Source organism: Methylobacterium sp. P3_A11 (assembly GCF_056403155.1).
The window spans coordinates 1-26,037 of the sequence record NZ_JBFUGA010000043.1 but is presented as its reverse complement, the minus strand read 5'-3'; the positions used below and the strand labels follow the sequence as shown (position 1 = coordinate 26,037).

Annotated in this window: 26 protein-coding genes and 2 pseudogenes; 17 read left to right on the top strand and 11 right to left on the bottom strand. The window is 69.9% G+C overall.

The genetic code is table 11. The features are described from left to right. Positions 1-233: 233 nt before the first annotated feature. Positions 234-1,457, bottom strand: coding sequence for an MFS transporter (locus AC1DXK_RS14975; RefSeq protein WP_457105521.1), 1,224 nt, complete (start codon positions 1,455-1,457; stop codon positions 234-236). Between the two features lie 229 nt (positions 1,458-1,686). Between AC1DXK_RS14975 and AC1DXK_RS14970 the strand changes: the two genes are divergently transcribed. Then, on the top strand, positions 1,687-2,415 hold the full coding sequence (locus AC1DXK_RS14970) for an AraC family transcriptional regulator (RefSeq protein WP_457105520.1): 729 nt from the start codon (positions 1,687-1,689) through the stop codon (positions 2,413-2,415). A gap of 205 nt (positions 2,416-2,620) precedes the next feature. Here AC1DXK_RS14970 and AC1DXK_RS14965 read toward each other — a convergent pair whose 3' ends face one another. Further along, a complete protein-coding gene (locus tag AC1DXK_RS14965) occupies positions 2,621-3,367 on the bottom strand; it encodes a phosphodiester glycosidase family protein (protein ID WP_457105519.1) in 747 nt (248 codons plus the stop codon). A 215-nt stretch (positions 3,368-3,582) separates the two neighbouring features. On the opposite strand from AC1DXK_RS14965, the gene AC1DXK_RS14960 reads away from it, so the two are divergent. From AC1DXK_RS14960 to AC1DXK_RS14950, 3 genes are all read left to right on the top strand, one after another. Beyond that, positions 3,583-4,095 carry a hypothetical protein gene (locus AC1DXK_RS14960; protein WP_477298177.1) on the top strand — a complete coding sequence of 171 codons (513 nt, stop codon included), beginning with the start codon at positions 3,583-3,585 and terminating at the stop codon, positions 4,093-4,095. A 129-nt stretch (positions 4,096-4,224) separates the two neighbouring features. Next, entirely contained in the window at positions 4,225-5,529 is a 1,305-nt protein-coding gene (locus tag AC1DXK_RS14955) for an MFS transporter (RefSeq protein WP_457105518.1), read from the top strand. Positions 5,530-5,531: 2 nt separating this feature from the next. Then, positions 5,532-6,401 (top strand): amidohydrolase family protein, encoded by an 870-nt coding sequence (locus AC1DXK_RS14950; protein WP_457105517.1) that lies wholly within the window; start codon positions 5,532-5,534, stop codon positions 6,399-6,401. Positions 6,402-6,541: 140 nt separating this feature from the next. Here the strand turns inward: AC1DXK_RS14950 and AC1DXK_RS14945 are convergent, their stop codons facing one another. Together AC1DXK_RS14945 and AC1DXK_RS14940 are read right to left on the bottom strand one after the other, a co-directional pair. Further along, the gene (locus tag AC1DXK_RS14945; RefSeq protein WP_457105516.1) at positions 6,542-6,739 is read right to left on the bottom strand and encodes a hypothetical protein; all 198 of its coding nucleotides are present in this window, start codon (positions 6,737-6,739) and stop codon (positions 6,542-6,544) included. 140 nt (positions 6,740-6,879) lie between these two features. Next, positions 6,880-7,440, bottom strand: coding sequence for a cupin domain-containing protein (locus AC1DXK_RS14940; protein ID WP_457105515.1), 561 nt, complete (start codon positions 7,438-7,440; stop codon positions 6,880-6,882). Between the two features lie 167 nt (positions 7,441-7,607). Here AC1DXK_RS14940 and aptA point away from each other — a divergent pair, with 167 nt between their 5' ends. Both aptA and AC1DXK_RS14930 read left to right on the top strand, forming a co-directional pair. Further along, positions 7,608-8,942 (top strand): omega-aminotransferase AptA, encoded by a 1,335-nt coding sequence (gene aptA, locus AC1DXK_RS14935; RefSeq protein WP_477298158.1) that lies wholly within the window; start codon positions 7,608-7,610, stop codon positions 8,940-8,942. Positions 8,943-9,183: 241 nt separating this feature from the next. Further along, positions 9,184-10,245, top strand: a complete 1,062-nt coding sequence (locus AC1DXK_RS14930; protein ID WP_457105513.1) for an SDR family oxidoreductase — start codon at positions 9,184-9,186, stop codon at positions 10,243-10,245. A gap of 113 nt (positions 10,246-10,358) precedes the next feature. Here AC1DXK_RS14930 and AC1DXK_RS14925 read toward each other — a convergent pair whose 3' ends face one another. Together AC1DXK_RS14925 and AC1DXK_RS14920 are read right to left on the bottom strand one after the other, a co-directional pair. After that, a complete protein-coding gene (locus AC1DXK_RS14925; protein WP_457105512.1) occupies positions 10,359-11,651 on the bottom strand; it encodes an ArgE/DapE family deacylase in 1,293 nt (430 codons plus the stop codon). A gap of 99 nt (positions 11,652-11,750) precedes the next feature. Beyond that, complete coding sequence (locus tag AC1DXK_RS14920; protein ID WP_457105511.1) at positions 11,751-12,635, bottom strand: LysR family transcriptional regulator; 885 nt, start codon at positions 12,633-12,635, stop codon at positions 11,751-11,753. A 121-nt stretch (positions 12,636-12,756) separates the two neighbouring features. Between AC1DXK_RS14920 and AC1DXK_RS14915 the strand changes: the two genes are divergently transcribed. The 4 genes and pseudogenes from AC1DXK_RS14915 to AC1DXK_RS14900 form a co-directional block, all read left to right on the top strand. Then, positions 12,757-13,743, top strand: coding sequence for an NAD(P)H-dependent flavin oxidoreductase (locus tag AC1DXK_RS14915; protein ID WP_457105510.1), 987 nt, complete (start codon positions 12,757-12,759; stop codon positions 13,741-13,743). 129 nt (positions 13,744-13,872) lie between these two features. Further along, the gene (locus AC1DXK_RS14910; RefSeq protein ID WP_457105509.1) at positions 13,873-14,442 is read left to right on the top strand and encodes a L,D-transpeptidase; all 570 of its coding nucleotides are present in this window, start codon (positions 13,873-13,875) and stop codon (positions 14,440-14,442) included. A 178-nt stretch (positions 14,443-14,620) separates the two neighbouring features. Then, complete coding sequence (locus AC1DXK_RS14905) at positions 14,621-14,911, top strand: transposase (RefSeq protein ID WP_457105508.1); 291 nt, start codon at positions 14,621-14,623, stop codon at positions 14,909-14,911. A 536-nt stretch (positions 14,912-15,447) separates the two neighbouring features. After that, a pseudogene (locus AC1DXK_RS14900) lies at positions 15,448-15,573 on the top strand (IS256 family transposase); the annotation flags it as partial. 107 nt (positions 15,574-15,680) lie between these two features. Here AC1DXK_RS14900 and AC1DXK_RS14895 read toward each other — a convergent pair. Then, a complete protein-coding gene (locus tag AC1DXK_RS14895; RefSeq protein ID WP_457105507.1) occupies positions 15,681-16,226 on the bottom strand; it encodes a TetR/AcrR family transcriptional regulator in 546 nt (181 codons plus the stop codon). Between the two features lie 108 nt (positions 16,227-16,334). Here AC1DXK_RS14895 and AC1DXK_RS14890 point away from each other — a divergent pair, with 108 nt between their 5' ends. From AC1DXK_RS14890 to AC1DXK_RS14860, 7 genes and pseudogenes are all read left to right on the top strand, one after another. Further along, positions 16,335-17,123, top strand: coding sequence for an SDR family NAD(P)-dependent oxidoreductase (locus AC1DXK_RS14890; protein WP_457105506.1), 789 nt, complete (start codon positions 16,335-16,337; stop codon positions 17,121-17,123). A 37-nt stretch (positions 17,124-17,160) separates the two neighbouring features. After that, on the top strand, positions 17,161-18,177 hold the full coding sequence (locus tag AC1DXK_RS14885; RefSeq protein WP_457105505.1) for an NADP-dependent oxidoreductase: 1,017 nt from the start codon (positions 17,161-17,163) through the stop codon (positions 18,175-18,177). A gap of 464 nt (positions 18,178-18,641) precedes the next feature. After that, positions 18,642-18,953 (top strand): hypothetical protein, encoded by a 312-nt coding sequence (locus AC1DXK_RS14880; RefSeq protein WP_457105504.1) that lies wholly within the window; start codon positions 18,642-18,644, stop codon positions 18,951-18,953. Between the two features lie 29 nt (positions 18,954-18,982). Further along, positions 18,983-19,393 carry an NHL repeat-containing protein gene (locus tag AC1DXK_RS14875; RefSeq protein ID WP_457105503.1) on the top strand — a complete coding sequence of 137 codons (411 nt, stop codon included), beginning with the start codon at positions 18,983-18,985 and terminating at the stop codon, positions 19,391-19,393. Between the two features lie 151 nt (positions 19,394-19,544). Further along, positions 19,545-19,771, top strand: a pseudogene (locus tag AC1DXK_RS14870) (IS256 family transposase); the annotation flags it as partial. A 601-nt stretch (positions 19,772-20,372) separates the two neighbouring features. Beyond that, the gene (locus AC1DXK_RS14865; RefSeq protein ID WP_477298153.1) at positions 20,373-21,803 is read left to right on the top strand and encodes a GGDEF domain-containing protein; all 1,431 of its coding nucleotides are present in this window, start codon (positions 20,373-20,375) and stop codon (positions 21,801-21,803) included. Between the two features lie 573 nt (positions 21,804-22,376). Further along, positions 22,377-22,649: a hypothetical protein gene (locus tag AC1DXK_RS14860; RefSeq protein WP_457105501.1), complete on the top strand. Its 273-nt coding sequence runs from the start codon at positions 22,377-22,379 to the stop codon at positions 22,647-22,649. Between the two features lie 435 nt (positions 22,650-23,084). Here the strand turns inward: AC1DXK_RS14860 and AC1DXK_RS14855 are convergent, their stop codons facing one another. The 4 genes from AC1DXK_RS14855 to AC1DXK_RS14840 all read right to left on the bottom strand — a co-directional run. Next, positions 23,085-24,674 carry a peptidoglycan-binding protein gene (locus AC1DXK_RS14855; protein WP_477298151.1) on the bottom strand — a complete coding sequence of 530 codons (1,590 nt, stop codon included), beginning with the start codon at positions 24,672-24,674 and terminating at the stop codon, positions 23,085-23,087. A 102-nt stretch (positions 24,675-24,776) separates the two neighbouring features. Continuing rightward, complete coding sequence (locus AC1DXK_RS14850) at positions 24,777-25,286, bottom strand: YidB family protein (RefSeq protein ID WP_477298149.1); 510 nt, start codon at positions 25,284-25,286, stop codon at positions 24,777-24,779. Positions 25,287-25,462: 176 nt separating this feature from the next. After that, positions 25,463-25,846, bottom strand: coding sequence for a CsbD family protein (locus AC1DXK_RS14845; RefSeq protein WP_457105498.1), 384 nt, complete (start codon positions 25,844-25,846; stop codon positions 25,463-25,465). A gap of 73 nt (positions 25,847-25,919) precedes the next feature. Beyond that, on the bottom strand, positions 25,920-26,037 hold a 118-nt coding region (locus tag AC1DXK_RS14840), incomplete at its 5' end, for a CsbD family protein (protein WP_477298175.1).

Here is a 26,037-nt window from a genome sequence, read left to right as displayed (position 1 = left end):
CGCCTTGAGTCGACGCGTTCGTCTCGCGGGACCGGCTCAACTTCGGGAGAGCGCATCAGAGTTGAAACCTGATGCGCTCGGCCGTGCGAGGGGACTGCCATCGACCCATGTCGGCCCTTAAGTGGACCGCCAGCGCTTCCTGAAAGCGGCCATACGTCAGCCCTCAGGCAACTCGCCCAGAGATGGTTTGCAGATGCCGTCTGTGGAACGGGAGAGGCCGCCATCTCGCCGCCTCAAGCTATGCGGCGGGCTCCGCGCACGGCCATCAACATCAGCGCCGATGCTGCCACAGCCAGCGGTCCGAACGAGACCCAGAGGACCGTGTGCCATCCGTAGCTCGTCAGCAGACCGCCGGACGAAAACGAGCCCAGGGCTACCATGCCGAAGACGATGAAGTCGTTGACCGACTGCACTCGCGTCCTCTCCTCGGGACGGTGGCATTCCAGCACCATCGCCGAGGCCCCCACGAAGCCGAAGTTCCAGCCCAGGCCGAGGAGGATCAGGGACAGCCAGAAATGCGTCACGTCCACGCCCGCCAAGCCGATGATGGAAGCCGCGCCCGTCAGTACCAGACCGGCTGCTACGACGCTGGAGGCGCCGAAGCGCGTGATCAGGCGTCCGGTGAAGAAGCTCGGCCCGTACATGGCGATCACGTGCCACTGGAGGCCGAGGTTCGCATCCTCCTGCGCATGACCGCACAGGTGCATGGCCAGCGGCGCGGCCGTCATCACGAAGTTCATCAGCAGGTACGACACGGCTCCGCAGACCACCGCGATGATGAAGCGCGGCTGTGTCAGGATCGCAGCCAAAGGCCGCCCACCCTCGAGACCGTCTGCGACGGGTCGCGGCAGGCGGACGCCGGAGAGGACCACAGCCGCCAGTACGGCGACCGCGGCCTGGGCCATGAAGGTGGCGGCGAACAGGTAGGGCGGCCACAGGTTCATGGTGTACGTGACGAGTTGCGGGCCGATCACCCCCGCGAAGACCCCGCCCGCCATCACGGTGGACAGCGCGCGTGGTCGCCGCTCAGGCGGGACGCACTCCGCCGCGGCGAAGCGGAAGGAGAAGACTACGGCAGCGTAGGCTCCCCCGAAGAACATGGCCGCGCTGAACAGCCAGAAGTTGGCTGTCAGGATAGCAAGCGCGGACAGCACCCCGACCAGCACTCCACAGCCAGTTCCGGTCAAGAAGGCCGCGTTCCGGCCGTAGCGGCGGGCGATGCTACCGGCCGGCAGGGAGCAGGCGGCCATTCCGACGACGAAGATCGAGATCGGTAGCGTCGCTAGGACCTTGCTCGGCGCCAGCATGTTGCCGACGATCGCACCTGTTGAGAAGACGACGACCGAATTCGCCCCAGCAAGCGCCTGAGCAATGGCCAACCTCAAAACGTTGGCTGCCCCAGATCGGGCAGAGGAGGTAGGGTCGCGGTCGACGATCGACGATGAGGCGTAGGACATCAGGCGCTCGGATTTCGGCGGACAGTGTTCTCGTGCCCCGGCTTGGATGACACCAGGCGGCGAACCCGGCTGACCGAGTTAGGCGGGCTGACCGGGCTATACGTGAGGGGCGCCCGTCTGTATCTCGACGGGATGCCAAGTTGTGTCGAATAGCTGCCAACCTGGGGGGACGATGAGGTGGGAGCCGATCAAGGCGCCGCCCGGGCTCGTACCGCCTCGGCCGATCACAGTGCGTGCGCAGACCATCCCGGCACGCGGGTACTTCGCCGAGCACGCTCACCCATGGCATCAGATCGTCTACGCCACGTCCGGGGTGCTCACGGTGGCGGTGGAAGGACGTTCGTTCGTGATCTCGCCGGAGCAGGCCGTCTGGCTTCCGACCGGCGTCCGGCACAGGGTCGGATCACTTATAGGCGCTCAGTTCCGCAGCCTGTGGGTCGCCGATGAGGCCGGACATGACGTGGCGGAACGTCCAGCGGTCTTCGCCGTACAACCGCTGCTGCGAGCCCTGATCTTGGAGGCGGTGGCGGTCGAGGGGTTAGAAGACCAGGGCGGCTATGCCGATCGCGTCACCGTCCTGATCCTCGATCAGTTCCGGCGGGCTCGACCGCTGCCGGGAGCGCTGCCCTGGCCCCGGGAAGGCCCTCTGGTCTCTCTGTGCGAAGCCCTATACGCCGATCCAGCAGACCCCCGCGGAGCGGCGGCCTGGGGGCGGGAACTCGGCCTGTCGGAACGGACCCTGGCGCGGCGTTTCGAGACCGACGTCGGCATGAGCCTGCGATCCTGGCGGCGGCGTTTGCGCTTATTCAGGGCCGTCGAGTTGATGGGCGGGGGCATGAGCGTGACCGAGACCGCGATGCAACTCGGCTACGGCTCAACCTCCGCGTTCGTTTATGCATTCCGCGCCGAACTCGGCAGCACTCCGCTAGCCTACATGCGCGAGAAAATTTCAGGATAGCCGGGCGATTACGGTCTCATCTGCCCGTTTAAGTCCGGCAGCGTCATTCCTGACCTAGGCGCATCCCGACCTGTGTCCTGGACTGGCATGCGCTGTGAACGGATCCAGCGGCGACGTCCGCACTTGTGCATGGACGTCTGAAATCGGACTGGCTGAAATCCACCCGAAGCTGCCCTTCACACGGTCGCGTTGATCAGATCAGGTCCTACCGCGGCACCGCCCCCACCAGCGGCCCCAGGGGCCGGCTGATGTCCGTGCGGCCGAGATTCGGCGCGTATAGGCTCGATACCGAGCCGTCGAGGAACAGGGCGTTGCGGCAGCCGAGATCGTCGCGGAACAAGCGCGCGAAGGCCCCGAAGGTGACCGGGCGCTCGGAGATGGCGAAGATCGCGACGTGCCCGTCTCCGGGCACGCCGACGCCGTTGCGGATCTTCTGGCTCGGCCCGTCGGCCGAGATCTTCGGGTGGATCTGGCCGTCGATCACCAGCATCGGCCCGGACTGCGTGGCGAAGTCCGGGCGGAACTTCCCGCGCAGATAGCGGCCGGTGTCGATCACGCCGCTGCGCTCACCCTTCACCCAGAAGACCCCGTTGGGCTTGAGGTGGAAGTTGCCCGGGCCGTCCGCCGTGGAGGGGCGCTTCAGCTCACGCCCATCCTCGACGTAGAGGCCCACGGGCGCCTGGTCCTTGTCGTACATGCCGGCATTCATCGCGAAGGCGAGGCGGCCACCCTGCGTCTGGGCGAGCGTGCCGAGGGCGCCGTAGGGCTTGCCGTCGTCCTGAAGCCAGAACAGCCGCAGCCGCATCCGCCGCAGGTCGATGGTGCAGACCGTAAAGGTCTCGCCCTGCGCCTCCACGGGCCGGCACGGTTCCATCGCGGCCGGGGCCGCGGCCCGGGCCGGGGCCGCGAGGGCCAGTAGCGCGATCAACAGGGCGTGAGCCGGTCGCAACATCGTCGTTCGTTCCATGGGGCGCGGGGGGCGAGTCGGGGGACTGGGACTCTCGATCGGCGCGCCTCTTGCTTGGGAAAGCGGCGAATTTCGAGTCCGGAGCCGACCGCGGCCTGCTCGGGCGCCTCGCGGCGCGGCGCCGCGGCCGAAGACTGGACCGTTTTCCCGGTTCGCACGTTCTTAGCGCCAGAGGGCGATTTTTTCACGGAGATGACGTGATGAAGGGTGCAGTGCTTGGCTCGGCCCTGCTGGCGGCGGGGGCTCTGGCTCTGGCGCCGGCCAGCGCAGATGCGCGCGGCTTCGGCGGCGGCGGCTTCCACGGCGGCGGCTTCCACGGTGGCGGCTTCCACGGTGGCGGCTTCGGCGKCGGGTTCCGCGGCGGCGKTTTCGGGGGCTTCCGCGGCGGCGGGTTCGGTGGCGGCTTCCGCGGCGCCGGCTTCCGTCCGGGCGGCTTCGGCTACGGTCGCGGCTTCTACGGCCGCGGCTACGGCTATCGCGGCGGTTACGGCTACGGCCTGGGCGGCCTCGGTCTCGGCGTCGGCCTCGGTCTGGCGGCCGGCGGCCTCTACGGCGGCTACGGCGGCTACGGCTACCCGGGCTACGGCGGCTATTACGCGCCCGCCGCCTACGGCTACGGCGATTACGGCTACGGCGGCGGCTGCTACACGGTCCCGCGAGTGCGCTGGACCCCCTACGGCTACCGCCGGGTCCTGGTCGAGCGCTGCTACTGAGCGGAGCGCGACCGCGAAAAGCCGGGACAGGCCGCCTTCGGGCGGCCTTTTCCTTGCCTGCCTGCCCCGCGGCGTTGGACAGCTCAGCCTGGGACGCCGATACTGGTATCGGGTGGCAGGAGCGGGTTCATGGGTACGGCGAGCGGGCAGGGATCCTCGGGCGTGGAGGCGGTCGAGATCCGCGACGCCAGCCTCACCGCCTTCTATCGCTCGATGACACCGCCGGAGCGGCACACCTTCTGGGCGTGCGCCGCCGGGTGGTGCCTCGACGGCATGGACTTCATGATCTACCCGCTGGTGATCGGGACGATCATGGCCCTGTGGCACGTCGATGCCGGCACCGCCGGGCTCGCCGCCACGGTGACGCTGCTGGCCTCGGCCCTGGGCGGCTGGCTGGCGGGCTTCGTCGCCGACCGGATCGGCCGGGTGCTGACCCTCCAGATCACCATCCTGTGGTTCTCGCTGTTCTCGCTGCTCTGCGCCTTCGTGCAAAACTTCGAGCAGCTCCTCGTCGCCCGGGCAATCCTCGGCCTCGGCTTCGGCGGCGAGTGGGCGGCGGGCGCCGTGCTGATCGGCGAGACGATCCGGGCCGAGTATCGCGGCCGGGCGGTCGGCTCCGTCCAATCCGGCTGGGCGATCGGCTGGGGTCTGGCCGTCCTGTCGCAGGCGGTGCTGTTCTCGATCCTGCCGCCTGAGACCGCGTGGCGCTGGATGTTCGCGGTCGGCGCCCTGCCGGCCCTGCTGATCTTCTACCTGCGCCGCTACGTGGAGGAGCCGCAGGTCGCCGCCGAGGCCCGCGCCCGGGCCGCCGCGGCCGGCGACCGGCCGCAGATCTGGGAGATCTTCTCCGGGCCGATCCTCAAGACGACGCTGCTCGCCTCCCTTGCGGCGGCGGGTTGTCAGGGCGGGTACTACGCGATCACCACCTGGGTGCCGCGCTTCCTGACCACCGAGCGGCACCTGTCGATCGTGTCCTCCACCGGCTACCTCGCGGCGCTGATCATCGGCTCGTTCACCGGCTACCTCGTGGGTGCGTGGCTCGCCGACCGGCTCGGACGGCGGCCGCTGTTCCTGATCTTCTCCGTCGGGGCCATCGCGGTGGTGATCGCCTACACGCAGATCCCGCTCTCGAACGGCGTTCTATGGGTGCTGGGCTTTCCCCTGGGCTTCTTCGCCTCCGGCTACTTCTCCGGCATGGGCGCCTTCCTGACCGAGCTGTACCCGACCCGCCTGCGCGGTTCGGGGCAGGGGTTCTGCTACAATTTCGGCCGGGGCATCGGCGCGCTGTTCCCGGCGCTCGTCGGCTACCTCGCGGAGCGCACCGGCCTCGCCTCCGCCATCGCGATCTTCGCGGCCTTGGCCTACGGGATCTTCTTCCTGGCGGCCTTCGCGCTGCCCGAGACGCGTGGCAAGGTCCTGCACGCGGATTCCTGACCATGCCCGAGATCCGAGACTGCCCCGCCCCGGATCCGCATCCGGAAGGCCCGACCCGTTACCGCGTGCCGGACGGCGCGGTCGACACCCACGCCCACGTCATCGGGCTGCCGCCGGACTACCCGCTGGTGGCGGACCGCAGCTACACGCCCCCGGCGGCGTCCGCCGAGCGCTACCTCGCGATGCTCGACGGGACCGGCATGGCCAACGGCGTGCTCGTCCAGGTCAGCGTGCACGGCACCGACAACCGCCTGATGGTCGAGACGCTCCGCGCCCACCGGCAGCGCCTGCGCGGCATCGCGGTGATCCCGCTCGGGCTGCCCGACGCGGACCTCGCCGCCCTCAAGGAGGCYGGGGTGGTGGGCCTGCGGCTCAACGTGCTGTTCGGCGGCGGCGTCGGGCTCGACGCGGTGGAATCCTACGGGGCGCTCGCCCGCGAGATGGGCTGGCACCTGCAGTTCCTGCTCGATGCCCGCGAGCTGCCGCCCATCGCCGGCCGCCTGTCCCGGCTGCCGGTGCCGCTCGTCTTCGACCACATGGGCCACATGCCGACCTCGGCCGGCGTGGACCACCCGGGCTTTAAGGCGCTGCTCGGCCTCGTCGCCGACGGCAACTGGGTGAAGCTCTCGGGCGCCTTCCGGGATTCCGTGACCGGTCCGCCTTATGCCGACACGATCCCGTTCGCCCGCGCCCTCAACGACGCCGCGCCCGAGCGCTGCGTCTGGGGCTCGGACTGGCCGCACGTGGCCGCCTGGGACGGGCCGCCCCGGACCGCGACGCTCCTCGACCTGATGGCCGACTGGGTGCCGGACGCGGATCGGCGCCGGATGGTCTTCGTCGACAACCCGCGGCGGCTCTACGGTTTCGGGTAGGCCGGGGGTTCAACGGCGGCCGGAGCGTAGGCCGTCTTCGCGCGCGCAAGACATCGACCCCGTGGTTTAAGCACAGTGCGAGGCCGGACCCGCGGAGCGCGGCCGGGATTTCCGGCCGACCCTTAAAACGGGTGTCCCGGTCAGACCCGCAGGTCGACGCTCAGCCCCTGTCCGGGGGGCGCCGGGGGGCTGGCGCTCGCCGCGCTCTGGGCGCTGTCCGCGACGAGCCCGGCAACGGCCTTGTCGGCCCCGAGCTGCTGCTTGGCGACGGCAATGCCGATCTGCTGGTTCTGGGACGAGCCCAGCATCTGAACGGCGGTGGCGGCCAGGGTTTCCATGGCCCCTGTCTAATCCTCCGGCCTGAATCCGGCGTTACTCAGGTCCGGGGCTTTAGAGCGAATCGGGATTTCTCGGCCCGGACGACGGCACGAGCAGGCCGACACAGCCCGGCCCCATCCGGTCCTCGGCGCGCGCGCCGTCAGAAGCTCGGCGGCGTGCAGGCGCTCACCACCTCGCAGGGGCTCGGCCCGACGCAGCGGAACCGGTGCGGGCGGCGGCTGTCGAAGCTGTAGGCGTCGCCGGGGCCGAGGATCCGGCGCTCGGCATCCACCGTGACTTCCAACCTGCCGGACAACACGATGCCGCCCTCCTCGCCCTCGTGGGAGAGCGGCACCCGGCCGGTATCGGCGCCGGGCTCGTAGCGCTCCTTGAGGATCTGGAGCTTGCGGCCGAACAGGCTGTCGCCGACCTGACGGTACGAGATCGCCCCCTTGGCGGCCCGCCGGCCGATCTCGGTGAGGTCCTCGGCGGCGAAGAACGCCTTGCGCTCCGGTTCCGGCTCCAGGGCGAAGAACTCGGCCATGCCGATCGGCACCCCGTCGAGGATCCGCTTCAGGGCGCCCACCGACGGGTTCACCCGGTTCGCCTCGATCAGCGAGATCGCCGAGTTGGTCACGCCGGCGCGCTTGGCGAGCGTCCGCTGCGAGAGGCCGTGGCGGGCGCGCACGAAGCGCAGGCGCGCGCCGACATCGATGCTCATCCGGCGGGGCTCCGTTTCAGGTGTTGCGGATCCCGCAACGGTGTCACCTGCGGCCCCATTCCTGCAAGGGGTTGGCGGCGACCAGAAAAGGACTTGTTGCCCGATCGGTGAAGGTGTCCCCTGGCCCGGTCGCCCGATCCGCGCCGTCCGCTCCGGAGAGCCGCCCCATGACCGACCATCCGCTCCGCAACACGCCCGCGATGGACGCCTTCTGGATGCCGTTCACGGCCAACCGCCAGTTCAAGGCGGCGCCGCGCCTCCTCGTGTCGGCGGAGGGCATGCATTACACCGCCGATGACGGCCGCACGGTCCTCGACGGCACCGCCGGCCTCTGGTGCGTCAATGCCGGGCACGGGCGCCGGGGAATCGCCGCCGCGGTGGAGCGCCAGCTCGCGACCCTCGACTTCGCCCCGACCTTCCAGATGGGCCATCCCATCGCCTTCGAATTCGCCGAACGCCTCGCCGAGATCGCCCCGGGCGGGCCGGATCAGCGCCTCGACCGGGTGTTCTTCACCAATTCCGGCTCGGAATCGGTCGATACCGCCCTCAAGATCGCGCTGGCCTACCAGCGGGCGATCGGGCAGGGGACCCGCACCCGGCTGATCGGTCGCGAGCGCGGCTATCACGGCGTCGGCTTCGGCGGCCTCTCGGTCGGCGGCATCGTGTCGAACCGGCGGGTCTTCCCGCAGCTCAACGGCACCGACCACCTGCGCCACACCCACGACCCGGCCCGCAACGCCTTCGTGAAGGGCCAGCCCGAGCACGGGATGGAGCTCGCCGAGGATCTGGAGCGGCTTGTGGCGCTCCACGGGGCCGAGACCATCGCGGCCTGCATCGTCGAGCCGGTTGCGGGTTCGACCGGCGTGCTGGTCCCGCCGAAGGGCTACCTCGAGCGCCTGCGCGAGATCTGCACCAAGCACGGCATCCTGCTGATCTTCGACGAGGTCATTTCCGGTTTCGGCCGCCTGGGTGCGCCGTTCGCCACCGATTATTTCGGCGTCGTCCCCGACCTCGTGACCAGCGCCAAGGGCCTGACCAACGGCACGGTGCCGATGGGCGCGGTCTTCGCGAGCCGCGCGGTCCATAACGGGCTGATGCACGGCCCGGACGGGATCGAGCTGTTCCACGGCTACACCTATTCCGGGCACCCGGTCGCCTGCGCGGCCGGCATCGCCACGCTGGACATCTACCGGGACGAGGGGCTGCTGACCCGCGTCACCGACATCGCCGACGACTGGGCGGCCGCGATGCACGACCTGCGCGGGCGCAAGAACGTCACCGACATCCGCACCATCGGGCTGATCGCCGGCATCGAGCTGGCACCGCGGCCGGACGCGCCGGGCAAGCGCGCCTACGACGTGTTCGTGGACTGCTTCGAACGCGGCCTGCTCACCCGGGTGACCGGCGACATAGTCGCCCTGTCGCCGCCGCTGATCATCGAGCGCGGCCAGATCGGCGAGATCGTGGACGTCCTCGGCGCGGCGATCGACCGGGTCGCCTGAGGGCTATCGCGGCTGCCCCGCCGTCTTTGCGAGCGCAGCGAAGCAATCCAGAGTCGCGCCACGGCTCGAAACCGCGCGCCGCGCCGGGTCGCTTCGCTGCGCTCGCGATGACGGTGAAGGCGCGGCAATCGCGCAACCCTTGCGCGCCGCACAGGCGTCCCCGCTGCCCGGCGGGGTTGTCGCGACACCCCCTGTGCCCATCTGCCCCGGACCCGGGTTTTGACCGGGCACGAGGGTTTTTATGTCGAACACCGCCCTGATCGTCGGCGCCAGCGGGATCGTGGGCAGCGCCACCGCGGCGCTGCTTCATCGGGAGGGCTGGAAGGTCGCCGGCCTCGCGCGCCACCCGGTGGCCCAGGCGGGCGTCGAGCCGGTGGCCGGCGACCTGCAGGATCCGGCCTCGCTGGAGCGGGCGCTGGCCGACCTCGCGCCGAGCCACGTGTTCCTGGCGACCTGGCAGCGGCGGCCGACCGAGGCGGAAATGATCCGCGTCAACCGGGCGATGGTGGAGAACCTGCTGGATGCCCTGCGCCCGAAGAAGAGCGTCCGCCACGTCGCCCTGGTGACCGGGCTGAAGCACTATCTCGGCCCGTTCGAGGCCTACGGCAAAGGCACACTGCCGCAGACGCCGTTCCGCGAGGACCAGGGCCGCCTCGACATCGAGAACTTCTACTACGCCCAGGAGGATGCCGTGTTCGCGGCCGCCGCCCGCGACGGCTTCACCTGGAGCGTCCACCGCCCGCACACGATCATCGGCAAGGCGGTGGGCAACGCCATGAACATGGGCACGACCCTCGCCTGCTACGCCACCCTGTGCCGGGAGACGGGACGCCCGTTCGTCTTCCCGGGCTCGGCCGCGCAGTGGAACGGCCTCACCGACATGACCGACGCGCGGCTGCTCGCCCGCCACCTGCTCTGGGCTTCGACCGAGCCGAAGGCCGCCGACGCGGCATTCAACGTCGTCGACGGCGACGTCTTCCGCTGGAGCCGGATGTGGGGCCGGATCGCCGCCTGGTTCGGGATCGAGGCAGTGCCCTTCGACGGCACGCACCGGCCCCTGGAGCCCCGGATGGCGCAGGACGGGCCGGTCTGGGCGGAGATCGCGGCACGCCACGGCCTCGCGGAGCCGAACCTCGAAAAGCTTGCCTCCCCCTGGCACACGGATGCCGATCTCGGCCGGCCGATCGAGGTCGTCACCGACATGAGCAAGAGCCGGCGCCTCGGCTTCACGGCCTACCAGCCCACCGACGACGCGTTCTACGACCTGTTCGCCCAGCTCCGCGCGGACCGGCTGATCCCCTGACGGCGAACACCGCCGTCATCGCGAGCGCAGCGAAGCGACCCAGTGCGGCGCGACATTCGTATGTGTGGCGCCACCCTGGATTGCTTCGCTCCGCTCGCAAAGACGGCAACTGATCAGGCCGCCTTCCGCTCCGTGCCGCACCACTCGGCCACGAACAGGGCCATCGCGGTGGTGCAGCGCTTCACCGAGGCGAGACTGACGCGCTCGTCGAAGGCGTGGATGTTCTGGGAGATCGGGCCGTAGCAGAGGGCCGGCACCCGGTCGTAGAGGGCGTGGACCCGCGTATCGAGATAGCCCGCCGTCATGAAGCTCTGGAGCGGCGACCCGATCGCCCGCTCGTGGGCGCGGCCGAGCATGGCCTCGGCCTCCGAGCCCGCCTCCAGCACGTAGCCCTCGGCGAAGAAACCGTTGAACACCACCCGCGGCGGGTTGTTGGCCAGGAACGGGTCGGTGCGGGAGAAGGACGCCACGGCGGCCTCGATCTCGTCGGCGGCCTGCGCGGCGGTCACGCCCGGATAGAGCGCGATGCGGCAATGGATCCGGCACCAGGCCGGGACCGAGGAGGCCCAGTCGCCGCCCTCGATCTTGCCGATATTGAGGTTGATCGGGTGGTCCTCGGTCTCGAAATGCGGGTGCGACGCCTTCTCGGCGTTCCAGCGGGCCTCGACGTCGCGCAGCGCGCCGATCACCCGGTAGGTGGCGTCGATGGCGTTGGCGCCCGCGCCCATCTCGCGCACGTGGACCGGTACGCCCCGGACCTCCACGGTGAACCACAGCACGCCGGTATTGGCGCGCACGAGCTTCTCGTCCTCGGGCTCGGGGATCAGCACGGCGTCGGCCCGGTAGCCGCGCAGGTGGGTCATCAGGGCGCCGTTGCCGGTGGATTCCTCCTCGACCACCGACTGCACGGATACGGAGGCCGCCGGCTGCAGGCCGAGGCGCGCCAGGGCGTCGAGGGCGAACAGGTTGGCGGCGTGGCCGGCCTTCATGTCGCCGGCGCCGCGGCCGTACAGCCAGTCCCCCTCGATGACCGGGTCGAAGGGCCGATGGGTCCAGAGGTCGAGGGGGCCGGTCGGCACCACGTCGACATGGGCCTGCAGGATCAGCGAACGGCCCGTCTCGGCGTTCGGACGGTGATGGCCAACGACGATCGGCGCGTCCGAATGGTGCGCGTCGTCGATCCTTGAGCCACCCGGATGGGCCGCGATGGCGGCCCGGTCCATGGCGAAGCGCTCGGTGGCGTAGCCCCGGGCGCGGAACTGCGCGAACACGTAATCCTGGCAGGCATGTTCCGCGCCCCGCAGGGAGGCGAACCGGACCAGCGCCTGCGTGTGGGCGACCTGATCGGCGAAACCCTCCGCCACGGAGGCTTCGATCTCGGCAGCGAGTCTGGGGTCGAGGGCCATGGGAACTCCGAACCGGTTGCGGCCGGAGGAAGCGCCCGGGCTCCGGGCGCTGTCAACCGGCGGTTGCTCGCCGCAGGGTCCGTGCCGGCGCGGGTGCCGTCACTGCGGGAAGGCCGTCCGGATCTGCTCGGCGAACCGCGCGAAGGCCGCGCTCGGCTGGCCGTCGCCGCGACGGACCAGGAGGGTCTCGGCGCGTCCGTCCCCGTCGGGCAGCGGATGGACCGACACGCGCCCCGCCCGGCACGCGGGCTCGGCCACACCGCGCGGGATCAGGGTCACGCCCATCCCGGCCGCGACGCAGCCGAGGATGCCGTCGAGGGTCCCGAACTCCATGCGGCGCACGTGGACCAGGCCCTGTCGCGCCAGGAAGTCCTCCAGGCGCCTCCGATACGAGCAGCCGGCCCGGAACACGAGCACCTTCGCCTCCCGCGCGCGCCCCAGCCGCTCGAGCAGCGCCGTCAGGTCGCCGACCTCGGGATGGGCGACCAGCACCAGATCCTCGGTGAGCACCGGGATCCCGATGAGGTCGGCCTGGGTCACGGGGCCGGCGACGAAGGCGCCCTCGAGGCGCCGGTCGAGGACCCGCGCGATCAGCAGCTCTGTCGGACCTGTCTCGAGTTCGATGTCCACCTCCGGGTGGCACGCGGCGAAGTCGGCGAGCGGGCCGGGCAGGCGCAGGGCCGCGGTCGTCTCCATGGCGCCGATCCGCAGGGGTCCGCGGGGCTCACCCTCGGCCAGCAGGGCGTGCTGCGCCTCCGCGAGCAGCCGGCCGACCTGGAGGGCGTAGGGCAGGAGCCGCTCCCCGGCCCGGGTCAGCGTCACCCCGCGGCTGCCGCGGTGGAACAGCGGCACGCGCAACGCCTGCTCCAGCGCACGGATCCGCCCGGTGACGTTGGACTGCACGGTGTTGAGCCGAACCGCCGCCCGGCCGATGCCGCCGGTCTCGGCCACCGTCGCGAAGACCATCAGGTCGGTGCTGTTCATGCCATCTGCTTTTCCGATGCCTTCCTTCTGAAGGAATCACTTTTTCCGCATCACATCGACCGTTAAGCCCGGACAGGCGGTCCGCGCAACCGCGCGGCCGGATACTCCGGGGAGGGGAAAGATGGCCTTGAGAACCAGACTCACCGAGGCCTTCGGACTGCACCATCCGATCGTGTTGGCCCCGATGGATCCGGCCTCGGGGGGCGCCCTCGCGGCGGCGGTGAGCGCCGCCGGTGGCCTCGGCTTGATCGGTGGCGGCTACGGCGACCATGCGACCCTCGCGCGCGAATTCGACCGCGCGGGCAACCAGCGGGTCGGCTGCGGCTTCATCACCTGGTCCATGGCTCGGGATCCGTCGCTTCTCGAGGCGGCGCTCGCCCGGTCGCCCGCCGCCCTGATGCTCTCCTTCGCGGATCCCGCCCCCTTCGCCCCGCAAGTCCACGCCGCGGGCGTGCCGCTGATCTGCCAGGTTCACACCCTGGCCCAGGCCCGGCGCGCCCTGGAGGTCGGCGCGACCGTGGTGGTGGCGCAGGGCACGGAAGCCGGCGGCCACGGTCTCGCGGCCCGCGGCACGCTGCCGTTCGTGCCGGCGGTCGCCGACCTGATCGCTCGGGAACGCCCCGAGACGCTGCTCCTCGCGGCGGGCGGCATCGCGGATGGCCGCGGCCTCGCCGCCGCTCTGGCCCTCGGGGCCGACGGCGTCCTCATGGGGACGCGGTTCTGGGCGACCCGGGAGGCGCTGATCCACCCGGCCGCGAAGGAGCGGGTTCTCGCGGCCACCGGCGACGACACGGTGCGCACGCAGGTCTACGACATCGCCCGCCAGCGGCCCTGGCCGGCGCCCTATACCGGCCGCCTCCTGCGCAACGCCTTCATCGAGACCTGGCACGGCCGCGAGGCGGAACTGCGCGCGGCCGCCGCGGCGCGGCGGCAGGACGTGGAGGAGGCCGATGCGGCGGGCGACTACGACGTCGCCAACGTTACGGTCGGCGAGGCCGTCGGACTGATCGAGGATCTGCCGGGCGCTGGCGACGTGGTGAGGCGGATCGCCGAGGCGGCGGAGGCCGCGATCCTCCGGACTTGCGGCCGGATTGCTGCGGCCCCGTGATGGGCTTCAGCAAAGCGTGACTACGCAGGGTTGAGAGCGGGCGGAACCTCGGTGTCGCCAACGGTTTAGCGTGACGGTACAGCGCTGCGGTTGGTCCAGCCGGAGTCTTGGTACCAGTCGGAGTCTTGGATGCGTATCGGTCTGATCTCGATCCTGTCCGGCGTCCTCCTGTGGGCCGCCGGTCCGGGTGCGGCCAGCGCGGACGTCCTCGTCAACGTCGACAAGAGCAGCCAGCGCATGGAGGTCTCGGTCGACGGACAGCCCCGCTATTCCTGGCCCGTCTCCACCGGGGTCGCGAGCCATGACACCCCGTCCGGATCCTACCGCCCGTTCCGGATGGAGCGCACGCATTTCTCGAAGGAATGGGATGACGCGCCCATGCCCTTCGCGATGTTCTTCACCAATCAGGGTCACGCCATCCACGGCACCAACCACGTCCGCAACCTCGGGCGTGCGGCTTCCCACGGCTGCGTCCGCCTGTCGGTGCGCAATGCCGCGACGTTGTTCAACCTCGTCAAGAGCCAGGGCATGGGCCGCACCCGGGTGACGATCGACGGCATGGACGCCCCGGTAGCGGAGCGGGGTCAGCGCGGGGTGCGCGTCGCCCGGCACCGCAGGCCCTACGAGGTCGACGATCTGCTGGCGGACAGCGACCAGATGGGCCGCCAAGTCGGGTTCCCGATCGACGACGCATGGTAGTGCGCACGGGTAATACTTTGGCAGTTCAGTGGAACGACGGGGTTCACGGCGGCTTCGCACGACGGGGTGTTCCGGTGCGGACGGTCGCGATGGCAACAAACGATAGCGGGCGTGTGGAATTGTCTCTCTGGCTTGAGCCGTTCCTGACGGCTCTGTCCCACCCGGCCCGTCGCGCCACATGCCTGTCTGTGTGGCCGGCCTGATCGGGTCGGGCGAGCGCAAGAGCATCCAGCCCATGGCGGCGCGCGCCGAAGGCGGTTCCTATGGCCTGCAGCATCACGCCATCGCCGCTGGGATCTGTCAGTCGGCCCCTCCGGAACGGGTGATCGTCTCGCTGGCCGATCGGCTGGCGGGCGGTCCGGACGCGATCCTCGTGGTCGGCGTCACGGCCCTGCCCGAGAGGGATGACGCTTGGCCAGCGTGGCGCTGCACTACACCGCCACGCTGGCCAAGTCCGCCAACTGCCTGAGATCGGGATTGGGATTGCGCCGTTTGTGATACGGTTGGCGAATTGGGGGGCTCGTTTCGCGAGGGCGGGCGTTTCCGGATCGAGGCTTAGAACGCGCGGTGATCCGGGAGGTCGACGATGTTGCTCCGGCCGACGCTCGGTGCCGGCGTACCGCGTGAGACCGCCCGCTGCCGCCTCGTAGCCGGCGACGCCACGGCTCTGCTGTTCGACACCTTGATCACCCTCTGCCGCGAGCGCGGCCTCCAGCGCACCGACCACGTCCCCAGGGCAGTCCGCCACCTCAACGCGCCTCGGCTGCGCCATCGGGACCTTACGAGATCCTGCGTGTCGCACTCAACGCCCTGGCAATTGCCGCACCGGACTTGCTGCGCGCCTGCGCAGAAGCGAATGGGGGGATGACGGGCCTCGGCTGATCGCAGCCATCGACGCCGGGGCCGCACCGGGCTGACTGCTCGACGTCCCCGCCGTGGTTGTCCTTCCCGAGGCTGGATGCAGAGCTTCCGCCGCGCCGAACCTACCGCCGGAGGATCTGATGGAGGCGGCCGGAGACCGACGGCATCTTCCCCAACGAGGCCGCCATCACCCGCCTCGTCGACGCGACCCTGCTGGAGCAGAACGAGGAACGGGGCGTCCAGCGCTCGCGCTCGATGATTCCGGACAGCACGCCCCGATCGGCGGCGGCGTCCTCAGCATCTGCCCGGAGCGACGGCGCCGGGCGCAATGCGTGTGGCTGTCGCGTAGGCTGACGCCGTTCATCCGCATGGCGGCCTCAGGCGTCGTGATCCAGCCATTCGCGAGTCTCGGCCAGGATCTCGTTCGAGAGCGCGGGGTCGTCGACCGCGCGCGCGAGGATCAGCGCTCCCAGCATAGCGGCGTAGGTGCCGATGGCCTCGCGGCGGCGGTCGCGGACGACGGTGTTCGAGAGCGCCGCCTCCATGCGATCGATCTGCGAACGGATGCCGGCCGTCATTGCGGAGCGCGTGGGCGCCGGCCGGAGCCGCACGTCCGCCGCCAGGGCGGCCATCGGGCAACCGCCGGCGGCGTCGTCCCGGTGGGCCGGCGACAGGTAAGCCTTCAGGAATTCGGGAAGGCCGCCCCCCGATCCGGACTTCTCGGCCGCCGCGTGCGCGATGGCGTGCGCCATCAGGTCCTCCTTCGAGGTGAAGTGACCGTAGAAGCCGCCGTGCGTAAGGCCGGCGGCCTTCATCACCTCGGCCACCCCGACCGCCTCGAACCCCTTCTCGCGGAACAGGCGGCTCGCCTCCGCGAGGATGCGCCTCCGGTTCTCCCGCATCTGCTCCTGGGTGACCCGCATCCCGAAAATTCCCCACCATAGCCGTTGACACTATTATGATCGCGATCATATTAAAGTTCAATCATGACAATGATCATGAATACCGACCCGCTTTGATTGGACCCCGTCATGTCGACCAAGCCCACCGTTCTCGTCACCGGCGCCTCCTCCGGGATCGGCGCGACCTATGCCGACCGGTTCGCGCGGCGCGGACACGACCTCGTGCTGGTCGCCCGCGATAAGACCCGGATGGACGACCTCGCCGAGCGGCTTCGCCGGGAGACCGGCGTGGCCGTCGACGTCGTGCCGGCCGACCTCACCGACGCGGCCCAGACGCGCGCCGTCGAGGCGCGCCTCAGCGATGACGGGCGCGTCGGAATCCTGATCAACAACGCGGGCGCGAACGTCGGCGGAGCTTTCGCCGCGCAGTCGCAGGACGACATCGAGCGCCTCATCACCCTCAACGCCACGTCGGTGATGCGCCTCGCCCGGGCTGTGGCCCCCCGCTTCGCCGAGGCCGGCGAAGGCGCCATCGTCAACATCGGGTCCGTCGTCGGGCTCGTCCCGGAATTCGGCTCGACGGTCTACGGCGCCACCAAGGCCTTCGTACAGTTCCTGTCGCAGGGCCTGGCACACGAGCTCGGCCCGAAGGGCGTCTACGTCCAGGCCGTGCTGCCGGCGGCCACTCGCACCGAGATCTGGAGCCGGTCGGGCGCCGACGAAGCCACCCTCCCGCCGATGATGGAGGTCGGCGCCCTCGTCGACGCCGCCCTGGCCGGCTTCGACCGCCGCGAGTCGGTGACGATCCCGCACCTCCACGACGCCGGCCGGTGGGACGCCTTCCAGGCGGCGCGCCAAGCGATGATCCCGGGCTTCGGCACGGTCGAGCCGGCCCCGCGCTACGCGTCCGCCTCGTGACGCGGCGCCATCCTCGGCACACGGAGTTCCGGCGATCATGAAGGCGTTCATCCTCGACCGCTACAAGAAGATGCAGCCGCTGCGGCTCGGCGAGATGCCTGAGCCGGCGGTGGGGGACGGGGACGTCCTCGTCGCCGTCGCGGCCGCCGGGCTGAACCCCCTTGACGCCAAGATCCGCGACGGCGCGTTCAGGCCGCTGCTCAAGTACCGTCCCCCCTTCGTGCTGGGCCACGACCTGGCCGGGACCGTCGTCAGGGTTGGGCGGAACGTCAGGCGATTCAAGGTCGGCGACGAGGTCTACGCCCGGCCGCGGGACGGGCGGATCGGCGCCCTGGCCGAGCGCATCGCCGTCGATGAGGCGGATCTCGCCCTCAAGCCCAAGACCCTGTCGATGGCTGAGGCGGCGTCCATCCCTCTCGTCGGCCTGACGGCGTGGCAGGCCTTCGTCGAGGTGACCCAGGTGAAGCGGGGCGACAAGGTGTTGATCCACGCCGGCTCGGGTGGCGTCGGCACCTTCGCGATCCAACTTGCCAAGCACCTCGGCGCGACGGTGGCAACCACGACGAGCGCGGGCAATGCCGACCTCGTCAGCAGCCTCGGCGCCGACCTCGTCGTCGATTATCGCCGCCAGGACTTCGAGAAGGTCCTGTCCGGTTACGACGTCGTCCTCGCCAGCCTGGACGGGGCGACGCTGCGGAAGTCCCTGGACGTCCTCAAGCCCGGCGGGACGCTGATCTCGATCTCCGGGCCGCCGGACCCGGCCTTCGCGAGAGCGGCAGGCTTGAACGCGGTCCTCGCGCTGGTCATGCGACTGCTGAGCCTCGGCATCCGCCGCAGGGCCAAGGCACAGGGCGTCGATTACGCCTTCCTCTACATGCGCGCGAACGGCGCCCAGTTGGCGGAGATCACCGCGCTGGTCGAGGCGGGGATTATCCGCCCGGTCCTCGACTGCGTGGTCCCGTTCGCGGCGACCGACCAAGCCCTGACCGATCTTGAGGCCGGCCGGTCCAGGGGCAAGGTCGTGGTCGAGATGCCTTCGGCGCGAGCGGCGTGACGCGCACGCCGTCCCTGCGGTGCGCGGACCCCGTGGCGCGATGGAGCGGGGCCGCGTCGTCGCGGCCGCGGGAACGACGTTCGCCTGTCGGCTCCTCGGTCCGTCCGCGGGCCTGCCGAGGACGTGGCCAGAAGGCTGCCGAACGCGAAGTTCGCCCTCCACGGGGACGCCGGCCACGGCAGCATGTCCCGGAACCATGAGGACTTCACGCGGAAAGCCGTCGCCTTCCTCGACGCCTGAACCCATCGCAGCCCATCATGGCGGATCACGTGAGAGCCCCACGTCTCAAAGCCGGCAGGCTCCTGCTCGGTAGCGCCGCTCTGATCATCGGCGTCACCGTAGCCGCGTACGCGTCCGCGATGACGGTCTCGATCCCGTCGGTCTCGCCATTCCCCGAAGGCCTGGCCGCGACCTCAGACGGAACCCTCTAAGCGAGCAGTCTCGCGAACGGCGGGATCGTTTGCGTGAGGGCCGGTTCGGACGTCGCCGAGCCCTGGATCAAGCCGGGGGCGTTCGCCACGCGCTCGACGTTCGGCGTTCTAGCCGACGAGCGGGCGGGGCTCCTCTGGGTCTGCTCCAACGACGCGACGCCCCTCGGGGTCGCGGGACCCAACGCCATCGAGGGCGCCTTCGTGAAAGGCTTCGACCTCGTGACCGGGGAAGGCAAGGTCAGCGTCCCGCTTCCCGGAAAGCCGTCGCTCTGCAACGACCTGACGGTCGGACCCGACGGTGCCCTCTACGTCACGAATACGCGTAGCCCCAGATCCTACGTTTGAAACCAGGGGCATCCGCGCTCGAAGTCTGGGTGCAGAACGACCGCTTGAAGGGTGGGCTCGACGGCCTTGCCCTCGGCCGGGACGGCTCGCTGTACGTCAATACGTTCCTCGGCAGCGAACTCTTCCGCATCGAGGCCAAGGGGGAGGTGGCGGGATCCATCACGAAGCTCCAGACATCCCGACCGCTCAAGTTCCCGGATGGCTTCAAGGCGGACGGAGCCAGGTTTCTCATGGTTGAAGGTGCAGGCCCCCTCTCCAAGGTGACCGTCGCCGGTGGCCTCGCCGAGGTCGAGACGGTCAAGGAGTTCGCAGGGCCGACCGGAGTGGCGTGGGTAGGCGACTCGGTCTGGTTGGCGGAGGGCCAGCTCGACTCCCTCATGAATCCCGAGCGAAAGGGGCAGACCCCGACCTTCCAGTTGCGTGCGCTCCGCACCCCCTAACGCACGCGTCGCGTTCGAGTTCGTAGGGCCGTTCTCGGTCGTCGGGCCTGAAAACCGCCGGGAGGGGCTCGGCATGGATGTCGGCCTCTCGGAAGCCGAACGGTTCTGGACCGCCTGCCTGCGAGATTTCGCCCGGTGCGGCCTGCGTAGCGTCAAGCTCCGTTCGACGAGCCCGCCGGAGGGCCTCAACGGCGAGATTGGGCGCCGCACCGAGTTCGTTGGCATCGTCCTGAGCGAGGCTGCCGTCACCCGCCTCGTCGGCGCGCACTGGCGCGGACTGACGGATGGGCCGTCCAGCGCGCCCGCGGCATCAAAGCGGAGGGCATCGCCCCGATCGGCGATACGCCTCTCGTCAGCCTGCCGACCCTGACAGACTGATCGATCCGACCCCGGCCGGCCGCCGCGGTTACCCCGCCGCAACTGCAACACGCCAGGAGACACGACCTCCGAATGTTGGAGCGTGCCGTGGGCCTGCACGGCCTCAGGCACCTCGAAGCCGAGCACGGACAGCCTGTCGGCCGTCGCCGTGCGGACGATCGCTTCATCTTCGGCGAGGACGGCGACAGGGCGAGATACCGGCATGGACCGAGATAAGGCGGCCGTTGCGGCGCGCTTCAGCTTTGCCGTCGATTCTCATGAGCCGATCGCAGTGAAGGTTCCGGCGTTCGACGCCCCTCCCGGCATTCGACGCCCCGTTGCCTCGCGATCCGAAGAGCCGACAAGCCGGTCATTCTGTTCCTCCCTGGCCGGACATCCCGAGGCGTTCACGCGAGTAGTAAGACAGATCGACAACTTACACTGATCTGAGGTGCCGTATGCTGGTAGGGACGGCTTAATCCCGACGCGGTAAATTGCTTCGACGGATTTTTGCTACCAAGTCGCGATGCCAACAACCTTACTAAAGTTCCCTGCTCGCGCACCGCAACTTTTGATTGCCACAGGCGTCGCCATCATCGCGGTGCTCTGCGGATCTGCAGCCGTGACCGTCACAGGTCTGCGCGACACGGCGTGGGAGCAGGCCTCCGTCGGTGCCGAGTCGTTGCTTGAGAGCCTTACGCGGACGCTGGCGCGCGACTTCGAGCTGTATGACCTATCGCTGCAGGCGGTCGCAGAACGCCTGCGAAATCCGATACTTGAGAGCGTGTCTCCTGAGGTGAGGCACCTTGCCCTCTTTGATCGTGCGGCGACCGCCTCGGGCTACGGCGCGATTTTTGTCCTCGATGCTCAAGGGGATGCCTTCCTCGATTCCGGATCACTGATCCCGCGCCGGCTCAACGGCGGCGACCGCGCCTACTTCCAGATGCAGCGTGACCACGACGCCGGCCTCTACGTCGGGCGGCCGTGGCGCACACGCGTCAGCGGCCGCGAGATGATCCCGCTCAGCCGCCGCTTTTCCTACGCCGACGGTGCGTTTGCCGGGATCGTCGTCGGAGCGATCGAACTCGCCTACTTCGAGGCAGTGTTCGCGCGGCTCAATCGCAACCTCAATCTCAAGATCACCGTGCTGTTCGAGGACGGCGCTGCGACGGCCGACGGCCAAGCGGCCGCCCAGTACCCATCGGCTGACCCAATCGACAACCAGACMATCGCGGCTCTCGGGCGCGCGGAAAACGTGACCCTGATTGCGCCTGCGGCCGGTGGAGACGTCCTGCATATCGCGCGGCGCGTTGGGACACTGCCGATGCGGGTCGTCGTGTCGGTCCCCATCGCGACGATCAACGCGGTCTGGCATGGCCGAGCGACTGCGATCGTGCTGATCGTGGGTACCCTCGCCATAGGACTGCTCTGCCTTCTGCGCCTGCTCGGAGGAGAGTTGCGGCGGCGGGCTGCCGTGGAAGCAGAATTGGCTGCCCTCGCGCTCACGGACGCACTGACGGGCATCCCGAATCGCCGCCACTTCGAGCAGATGCTTGCGGAAGCGGAGCGGAGAAGCCGGGGGGGGCAGTTCGCTCTCGCGCTGATCGACGTGGATCGCTTCAAGGCCTTCAACGATCGCTACGGACATCCCGCCGGCGATCACATCTTGAAGGCCGTCGGTGCAGGGCTTGCGACCTGTGCAGCGGACGCAGGGGGAAGTGCTTACCGGATCGGTGGAGAAGAATTCGCGGTCCTTCTCGATGACGTCGATGAGGCTCGCGCTTTGGAGGTCGCGCACACGTGCCGGCGCGCGATCGAGGCCATGGCGCTCCCCCATACTCAGAGCCCGATGGGCATCGTGACCGTGAGCATCGGGCTCATGCATACCGGCCGCTATCCCTTGGCGACCCGGGCCGAATGGCTGGATCGCGCGGACGCGGCTCTTTACGAAGCCAAGCGCGCAGGGCGCAATCAGGTCCGCGCCACGGGCGACGTGGACCCCAGTTGCGGCCCTTCGAAACTGGTCGTGCAGGAAGCGGCCATCCCGATGTGAGGGAAGGACATCGGAATTGCCCTCCCGCTCTACGATGGGCAGCCGGGTCAGAGCCCGCAGCGTGTCGGGTTAGCCACCAGGACTGTCTGGTCGGTTTGGCTTTGAGACCGTCCGCTTCACGGCGGGGGTTGAGAAACCGGCCGTCCGGAATGGCGCCCTGGGATCTGAGTGTCTCAGTGATCACGCAACGCGGACGGCACAACGGTGATGTCGTCCGTTGCGATCTGGATCGGGCCATAGACAAACCAAGACAGTCCGTAGCTGTGTCAGTGCTCGGAAACCGCCGCCATGTGCGGGTCGCACTCCGTTCTGGACACAGGACCTGACGTCGCTTGAGCGCGCCCCTCGACGACGATGACAACCCTCGTTCAGGTCACGCGCCCGGCCACCGTTCAAGTAGTGTTCATTTTCCGCAGCGAGGACCTGCGAGAGGACCGATGCGCAGATCTGTAGTTCGCGCCCCGATTCAAGTGGTTAAATTCACGGAAATTTGCACGCCGGCGTCTTTATGACGAACACTGAGCACCTAAATCACCCTCGCGGCTACGACGATGCCGTGGAGGGAAGATTATCATGATGAAGCGTGTCGCTGTGGCCGCCGTCGCGGCGAGTGCCCTGCTGGCCGCCGGTCAGGCGGCCGAGGCGAAGGGCTGCATCAAGGGCGCCATCGTCGGCGGCATCGCCGGTCACTATGCCGGGCATGGCGTCCTCGGCGCCGTCGGTGGCTGCGCCGCGGGCCGCGCCCTGGCCAATCGCCAGGCCGAGCGCCAGCGGGTTGCCCCGCCCGTGAATACCGGCGGCGCGGTCCGGCCCTCTCAAGGCGCCGGCGGATACGTGAGCTACTGAACCGGAGGTGGCGCCGCGCGGGTGCGCGGCGCTGCCCTGTCTCGGCCCACTCTGAAACATGCTGGTGGTCAAGGCAGCGCGACGAGACGTGCCCCTCGCGGGCGCCCGGACCGCCGCCGAAGGCGACATGCAGACTGCCGCCGCCGCCTGCTTGGCCGTGCATATTGTTTGTCGCCCGGCTCCTTCCCATCCCACAGTCCAATGCGTCCACGTCTGGGCTTGCCCGGCGGCGGCTCAGCCGCGCTGAACCGAGGATGACACGCACGAACCCCGCCCAAGGGGTGGACCCGTTCTTCGCGGCGGAGGCGGAACCGCCCGGTCAGTCGCGCTTGCCGGCCTGATCGGCGTCGACGACKTCCTTGTCCGGCAGGGCGAGGACCTGCCCGGGATAGATGAGGTCCGGATCGCGGACTTGGTCCTGGTTCGCGTCGTAGATCAGCGTGTAGCGTTCGCCTTCGCCGTAGGTCCGTCGGCTGATCGTCCAAAGATTGTCGCCGCGTACGATGCGGGCTGTCTCGATCCTGGGGACATAGACGTTGGCGGAGCCCGCCATAGCCCCGGACGGAACCTCAGCCGCGAGGCTGTCGGTGCCGCTTGGTTGCACCGGGTCCGCCGGACGCCCGGGCGTCGTGTCGGCCTCCTCGGGGGCCGTCCCTCCGCCCTGTCCGGCACGGCGGCCGGGCGGCCTTCGCCCGGCTGCGCCGCCGCGTATTCGCCCCCCTCGTCGTGGCCGGCGCCGGGTGCCGTGAACGGCACCTCGGCCCGGTCTCGGACCTTGCCCGTCGTGGGATCGACCCGATCGAGCCGAACCTTGTAGCGGCCCGGCTTCACGCCCTGGCCGATGGTGAACGTCACGGTGCCGTCGCGGCCCACCGTCGCCGGGGCGACCGGCGTATCGTTCACGTAGAGCCGCAGGCTGGCTCCCGGGACTGTCCGTCCGGTGACGAAAAGCCTCCCTCGGACCTGTGTATCGATGCTGACGATCTTCGGGGTCGCCGTCGTCGCGTGGGCGACGGAGCTTTCGGCCTGGCGAGCCTTTCGCGCTGCGTTTTGATCGGTCGACGGAGTAGTCTCCCCGACCCGTGGGCGCGCGCTGGGCTCGATACCCGTCATCGGGATGCCTGCTTCGCCGCCACGCACGTTCCCGCCGAGGTTCGACGCATCCCGACCCGGAGCGGGGAGGTCCCGTCGTGCCGCGGCACCACCCGCATCGCTGAGCGCCTGTCGCCCCGGTACCGTGGCGGGAGCCGGGTCGCCCGGGACAGGATCGTCCGGCCGGGACAGGACCAGGGTCGGCGCGTCGGGCGCCGACAGGGCGATGAGGGGTTTGGCATCCCGGGACGGCGCGACCACGACCGCGATGCGGGCCGACGCGCCTTGCGTCTGGCGCGTCGCACGCAGCCCGATCTCGCTGCTCCCGGTCGGGAGCGGCGGCGGCGTGAGGGTGAAGTGCCCTCCAGCGTCGGCCTGCGCGTGCGCCACGGGCTTGCCATCGACGAGCAACTCGACGGACGCGTTCGGCGCGGCCCGTCCCGCAATCACGGCGTCGCCGTTCGGTTCGACGCGCACGACGTCGAACGTCGGCGCGACCGATGCCGGCGGGCGCGAAGGCGGGAGGTTGGCCGGTGGGCCGGGCTCTTGGCGCGCCCGCGCCGACCCCGTCGGCAGCGCATCCGCTAGCCTCGGCGTGCGTGCGGTCTCGGCGCTGGATGGCATCCGGGCTGCCAGCGGCTTGGCAGCGCCGTCCGGCGCGTGAGAACCGGTGCCGATGAGCGCGTCACGGCTTTCGTACACGATCCCGGCCAGCCCCATCAGGAGCAACAGGCCCCCGACCCCGAGGGCCAGACCCCGCCCGCCGCCCGCAGACGGCGTGCCCGGCGATGGAGCCGCGACAGGGACTGGCACTTCGGTCCGTTGCACCCGAAGCGTCCGCGGGCGCCGGCCGAGCAGAGCCGTCATCACACCCAGGCCGGCAAGCGCAGCGATGAGCGCTGTGATGATGAGGCGGCGCAGGGCGGTGGTCATGGCGTGCCGGTTCCCCCGCGTCATGCAGGCTGCCGGCTGATGCCGGCTCTGGCCGGACGCCCGGCCGCCGCGGGGGGCGACCCGGACGCTCGGGTCTCGATGTCAGGCGAAGCGGCGGCCGTCGGTCGCGTAGCGGTCGATGGCCGACGGCAAATCGCGCGACAGGCGCGAGAGGATCACCGACCGGCTCAGGCCGGTCTGCTGGGTGAGGTGCTCCAGGGTCAGCGGGCCTATGGCGCGCTCCAGGTCGGCCTCGGCGATATCGCGGTTGGCGCCCTGGTTGATCCAGGACTTCGCCGTCTCGCCGTGGCCACCCTTGGTGAAGTGCTCGACGAGTTCGGCCAGCCCGCTGGCCAGCAGGCCGCCGACTCCGGCCGAGCCGACGCCGCCGAGCACGCGCTCCAGGTCAAACGGAGCCGCAGAACCGGTCGCCGGGGCGGTCCGCGCCACCGGCGGCACCACCGACACTTGAACTGCCGATCCATGAACAGGTGACCCATGGGCGTCCCGGGCGGGCGTGCCGAGCCACTCAGCGATCTTGTCCCTGTTCTGGTAGCCCGCCACCGCGAGCRGGCCCAGCAGAGCGGTCATCGAGGGGTATCCGTTGCTCATGTCGCGTCCTTTCCGTGATGGGTCGGCGGAAGCCGCCGGATTCGGCGGTCAGTAGCCCCGGCGTGGCGGCGTGGCCGCCCGGCCGGTGACGCGGCGCGTGATGAAGGCGATCACCCTCGGCAGAAGGAAGGCGGTCAGAAGCTTGCGGATCATCGGAATCTCCAGGTTGGGGGGTGTCAGCGCGAGGCGCGTGCGAGCCAGCCCAGCGCGAAGGCAACGCCGACGACGGCGAGCAGCGTCGTGGTACGGTTGGTGTCGGCGTAGCGGATCGCGCGGCGGCCGTGGGTCTGGACACGTCGGCGGGCCTCTTCGACGTAGTGCCGACCGTCGTCGATGAGATCGTCGGCCCGCTCCCACGCCTCGTGGGCGAGGTGGCGGCCGTCCTCGGCGAGGTCCTCCGCCCGGTCGCGGGCACGGCCGTAGGCGTTCTGGGCGCCGCCGGCCATCTGGTTCACGGCGCCGCGCACTTGGCGGGCCGGGTCGCCGGTCACGCCGCCGACGGCGGTCTGCGCGCGACCCTTGAGGTGACGGGCTGCGCCACGGATCTGGTCGTGGTTCATGATTCACTCCATTGCTGGTTGGACGCAGCTCCTTCGGGCAGCGCCGGACGTCCCGGCGCCGCTGGCGGTGCGGTCAGTGCTTGCCGGTGATCTTGTCGGCGAGGGTCTTGGCGCCGTCCTTGACGTCGCCGACCGTCTTCTGCGCTTCGCCCTTCAGCTCCTGCGCCTTGCCCTCGGCCACGAGCGTGTCG

Bases quoted from the DNA above. Each gene is read 5' to 3' on its own strand.
- AC1DXK_RS14920 (WP_457105511.1), bottom strand. From the start codon at position 12,635: ATGAACAGCACCGACCTGATGGTCTTCGCGACGGTGGCCGAGACCGGC.
- AC1DXK_RS14965 (WP_457105519.1), bottom strand. From the start codon at position 3,367: ATGTTGCGACCGGCTCACGCCCTGTTGATCGCGCTACTGGCCCTCGCG.
- AC1DXK_RS14910 (WP_457105509.1), top strand. From the start codon at position 13,873: ATGCGTATCGGTCTGATCTCGATCCTGTCCGGCGTCCTCCTGTGGGCC.
- AC1DXK_RS14885 (WP_457105505.1), top strand. From the start codon at position 17,161: ATGAAGGCGTTCATCCTCGACCGCTACAAGAAGATGCAGCCGCTGCGG.
- AC1DXK_RS14845 (WP_457105498.1), bottom strand. From the start codon at position 25,846: ATGAACCACGACCAGATCCGTGGCGCAGCCCGTCACCTCAAGGGTCGC.
- AC1DXK_RS14975 (WP_457105521.1), bottom strand. From the start codon at position 1,457: ATGTCCTACGCCTCATCGTCGATCGTCGACCGCGACCCTACCTCCTCT.
- AC1DXK_RS14890 (WP_457105506.1), top strand. From the start codon at position 16,335: ATGTCGACCAAGCCCACCGTTCTCGTCACCGGCGCCTCCTCCGGGATC.
- AC1DXK_RS14855 (WP_477298151.1), bottom strand. From the start codon at position 24,674: ATGACCACCGCCCTGCGCCGCCTCATCATCACAGCGCTCATCGCTGCG.
- AC1DXK_RS14915 (WP_457105510.1), top strand. From the start codon at position 12,757: ATGGCCTTGAGAACCAGACTCACCGAGGCCTTCGGACTGCACCATCCG.
- AC1DXK_RS14940 (WP_457105515.1), bottom strand. From the start codon at position 7,440: ATGAGCATCGATGTCGGCGCGCGCCTGCGCTTCGTGCGCGCCCGCCAC.
- AC1DXK_RS14955 (WP_457105518.1), top strand. From the start codon at position 4,225: ATGGGTACGGCGAGCGGGCAGGGATCCTCGGGCGTGGAGGCGGTCGAG.
- AC1DXK_RS14930 (WP_457105513.1), top strand. From the start codon at position 9,184: ATGTCGAACACCGCCCTGATCGTCGGCGCCAGCGGGATCGTGGGCAGC.
- aptA (WP_477298158.1), top strand. From the start codon at position 7,608: ATGACCGACCATCCGCTCCGCAACACGCCCGCGATGGACGCCTTCTGG.
- AC1DXK_RS14895 (WP_457105507.1), bottom strand. From the start codon at position 16,226: ATGCGGGTCACCCAGGAGCAGATGCGGGAGAACCGGAGGCGCATCCTC.
- AC1DXK_RS14945 (WP_457105516.1), bottom strand. From the start codon at position 6,739: ATGGAAACCCTGGCCGCCACCGCCGTTCAGATGCTGGGCTCGTCCCAG.
- AC1DXK_RS14905 (WP_457105508.1), top strand. From the start codon at position 14,621: ATGCCTGTCTGTGTGGCCGGCCTGATCGGGTCGGGCGAGCGCAAGAGC.
- AC1DXK_RS14925 (WP_457105512.1), bottom strand. From the start codon at position 11,651: ATGGCCCTCGACCCCAGACTCGCTGCCGAGATCGAAGCCTCCGTGGCG.
- AC1DXK_RS14860 (WP_457105501.1), top strand. From the start codon at position 22,377: ATGATGAAGCGTGTCGCTGTGGCCGCCGTCGCGGCGAGTGCCCTGCTG.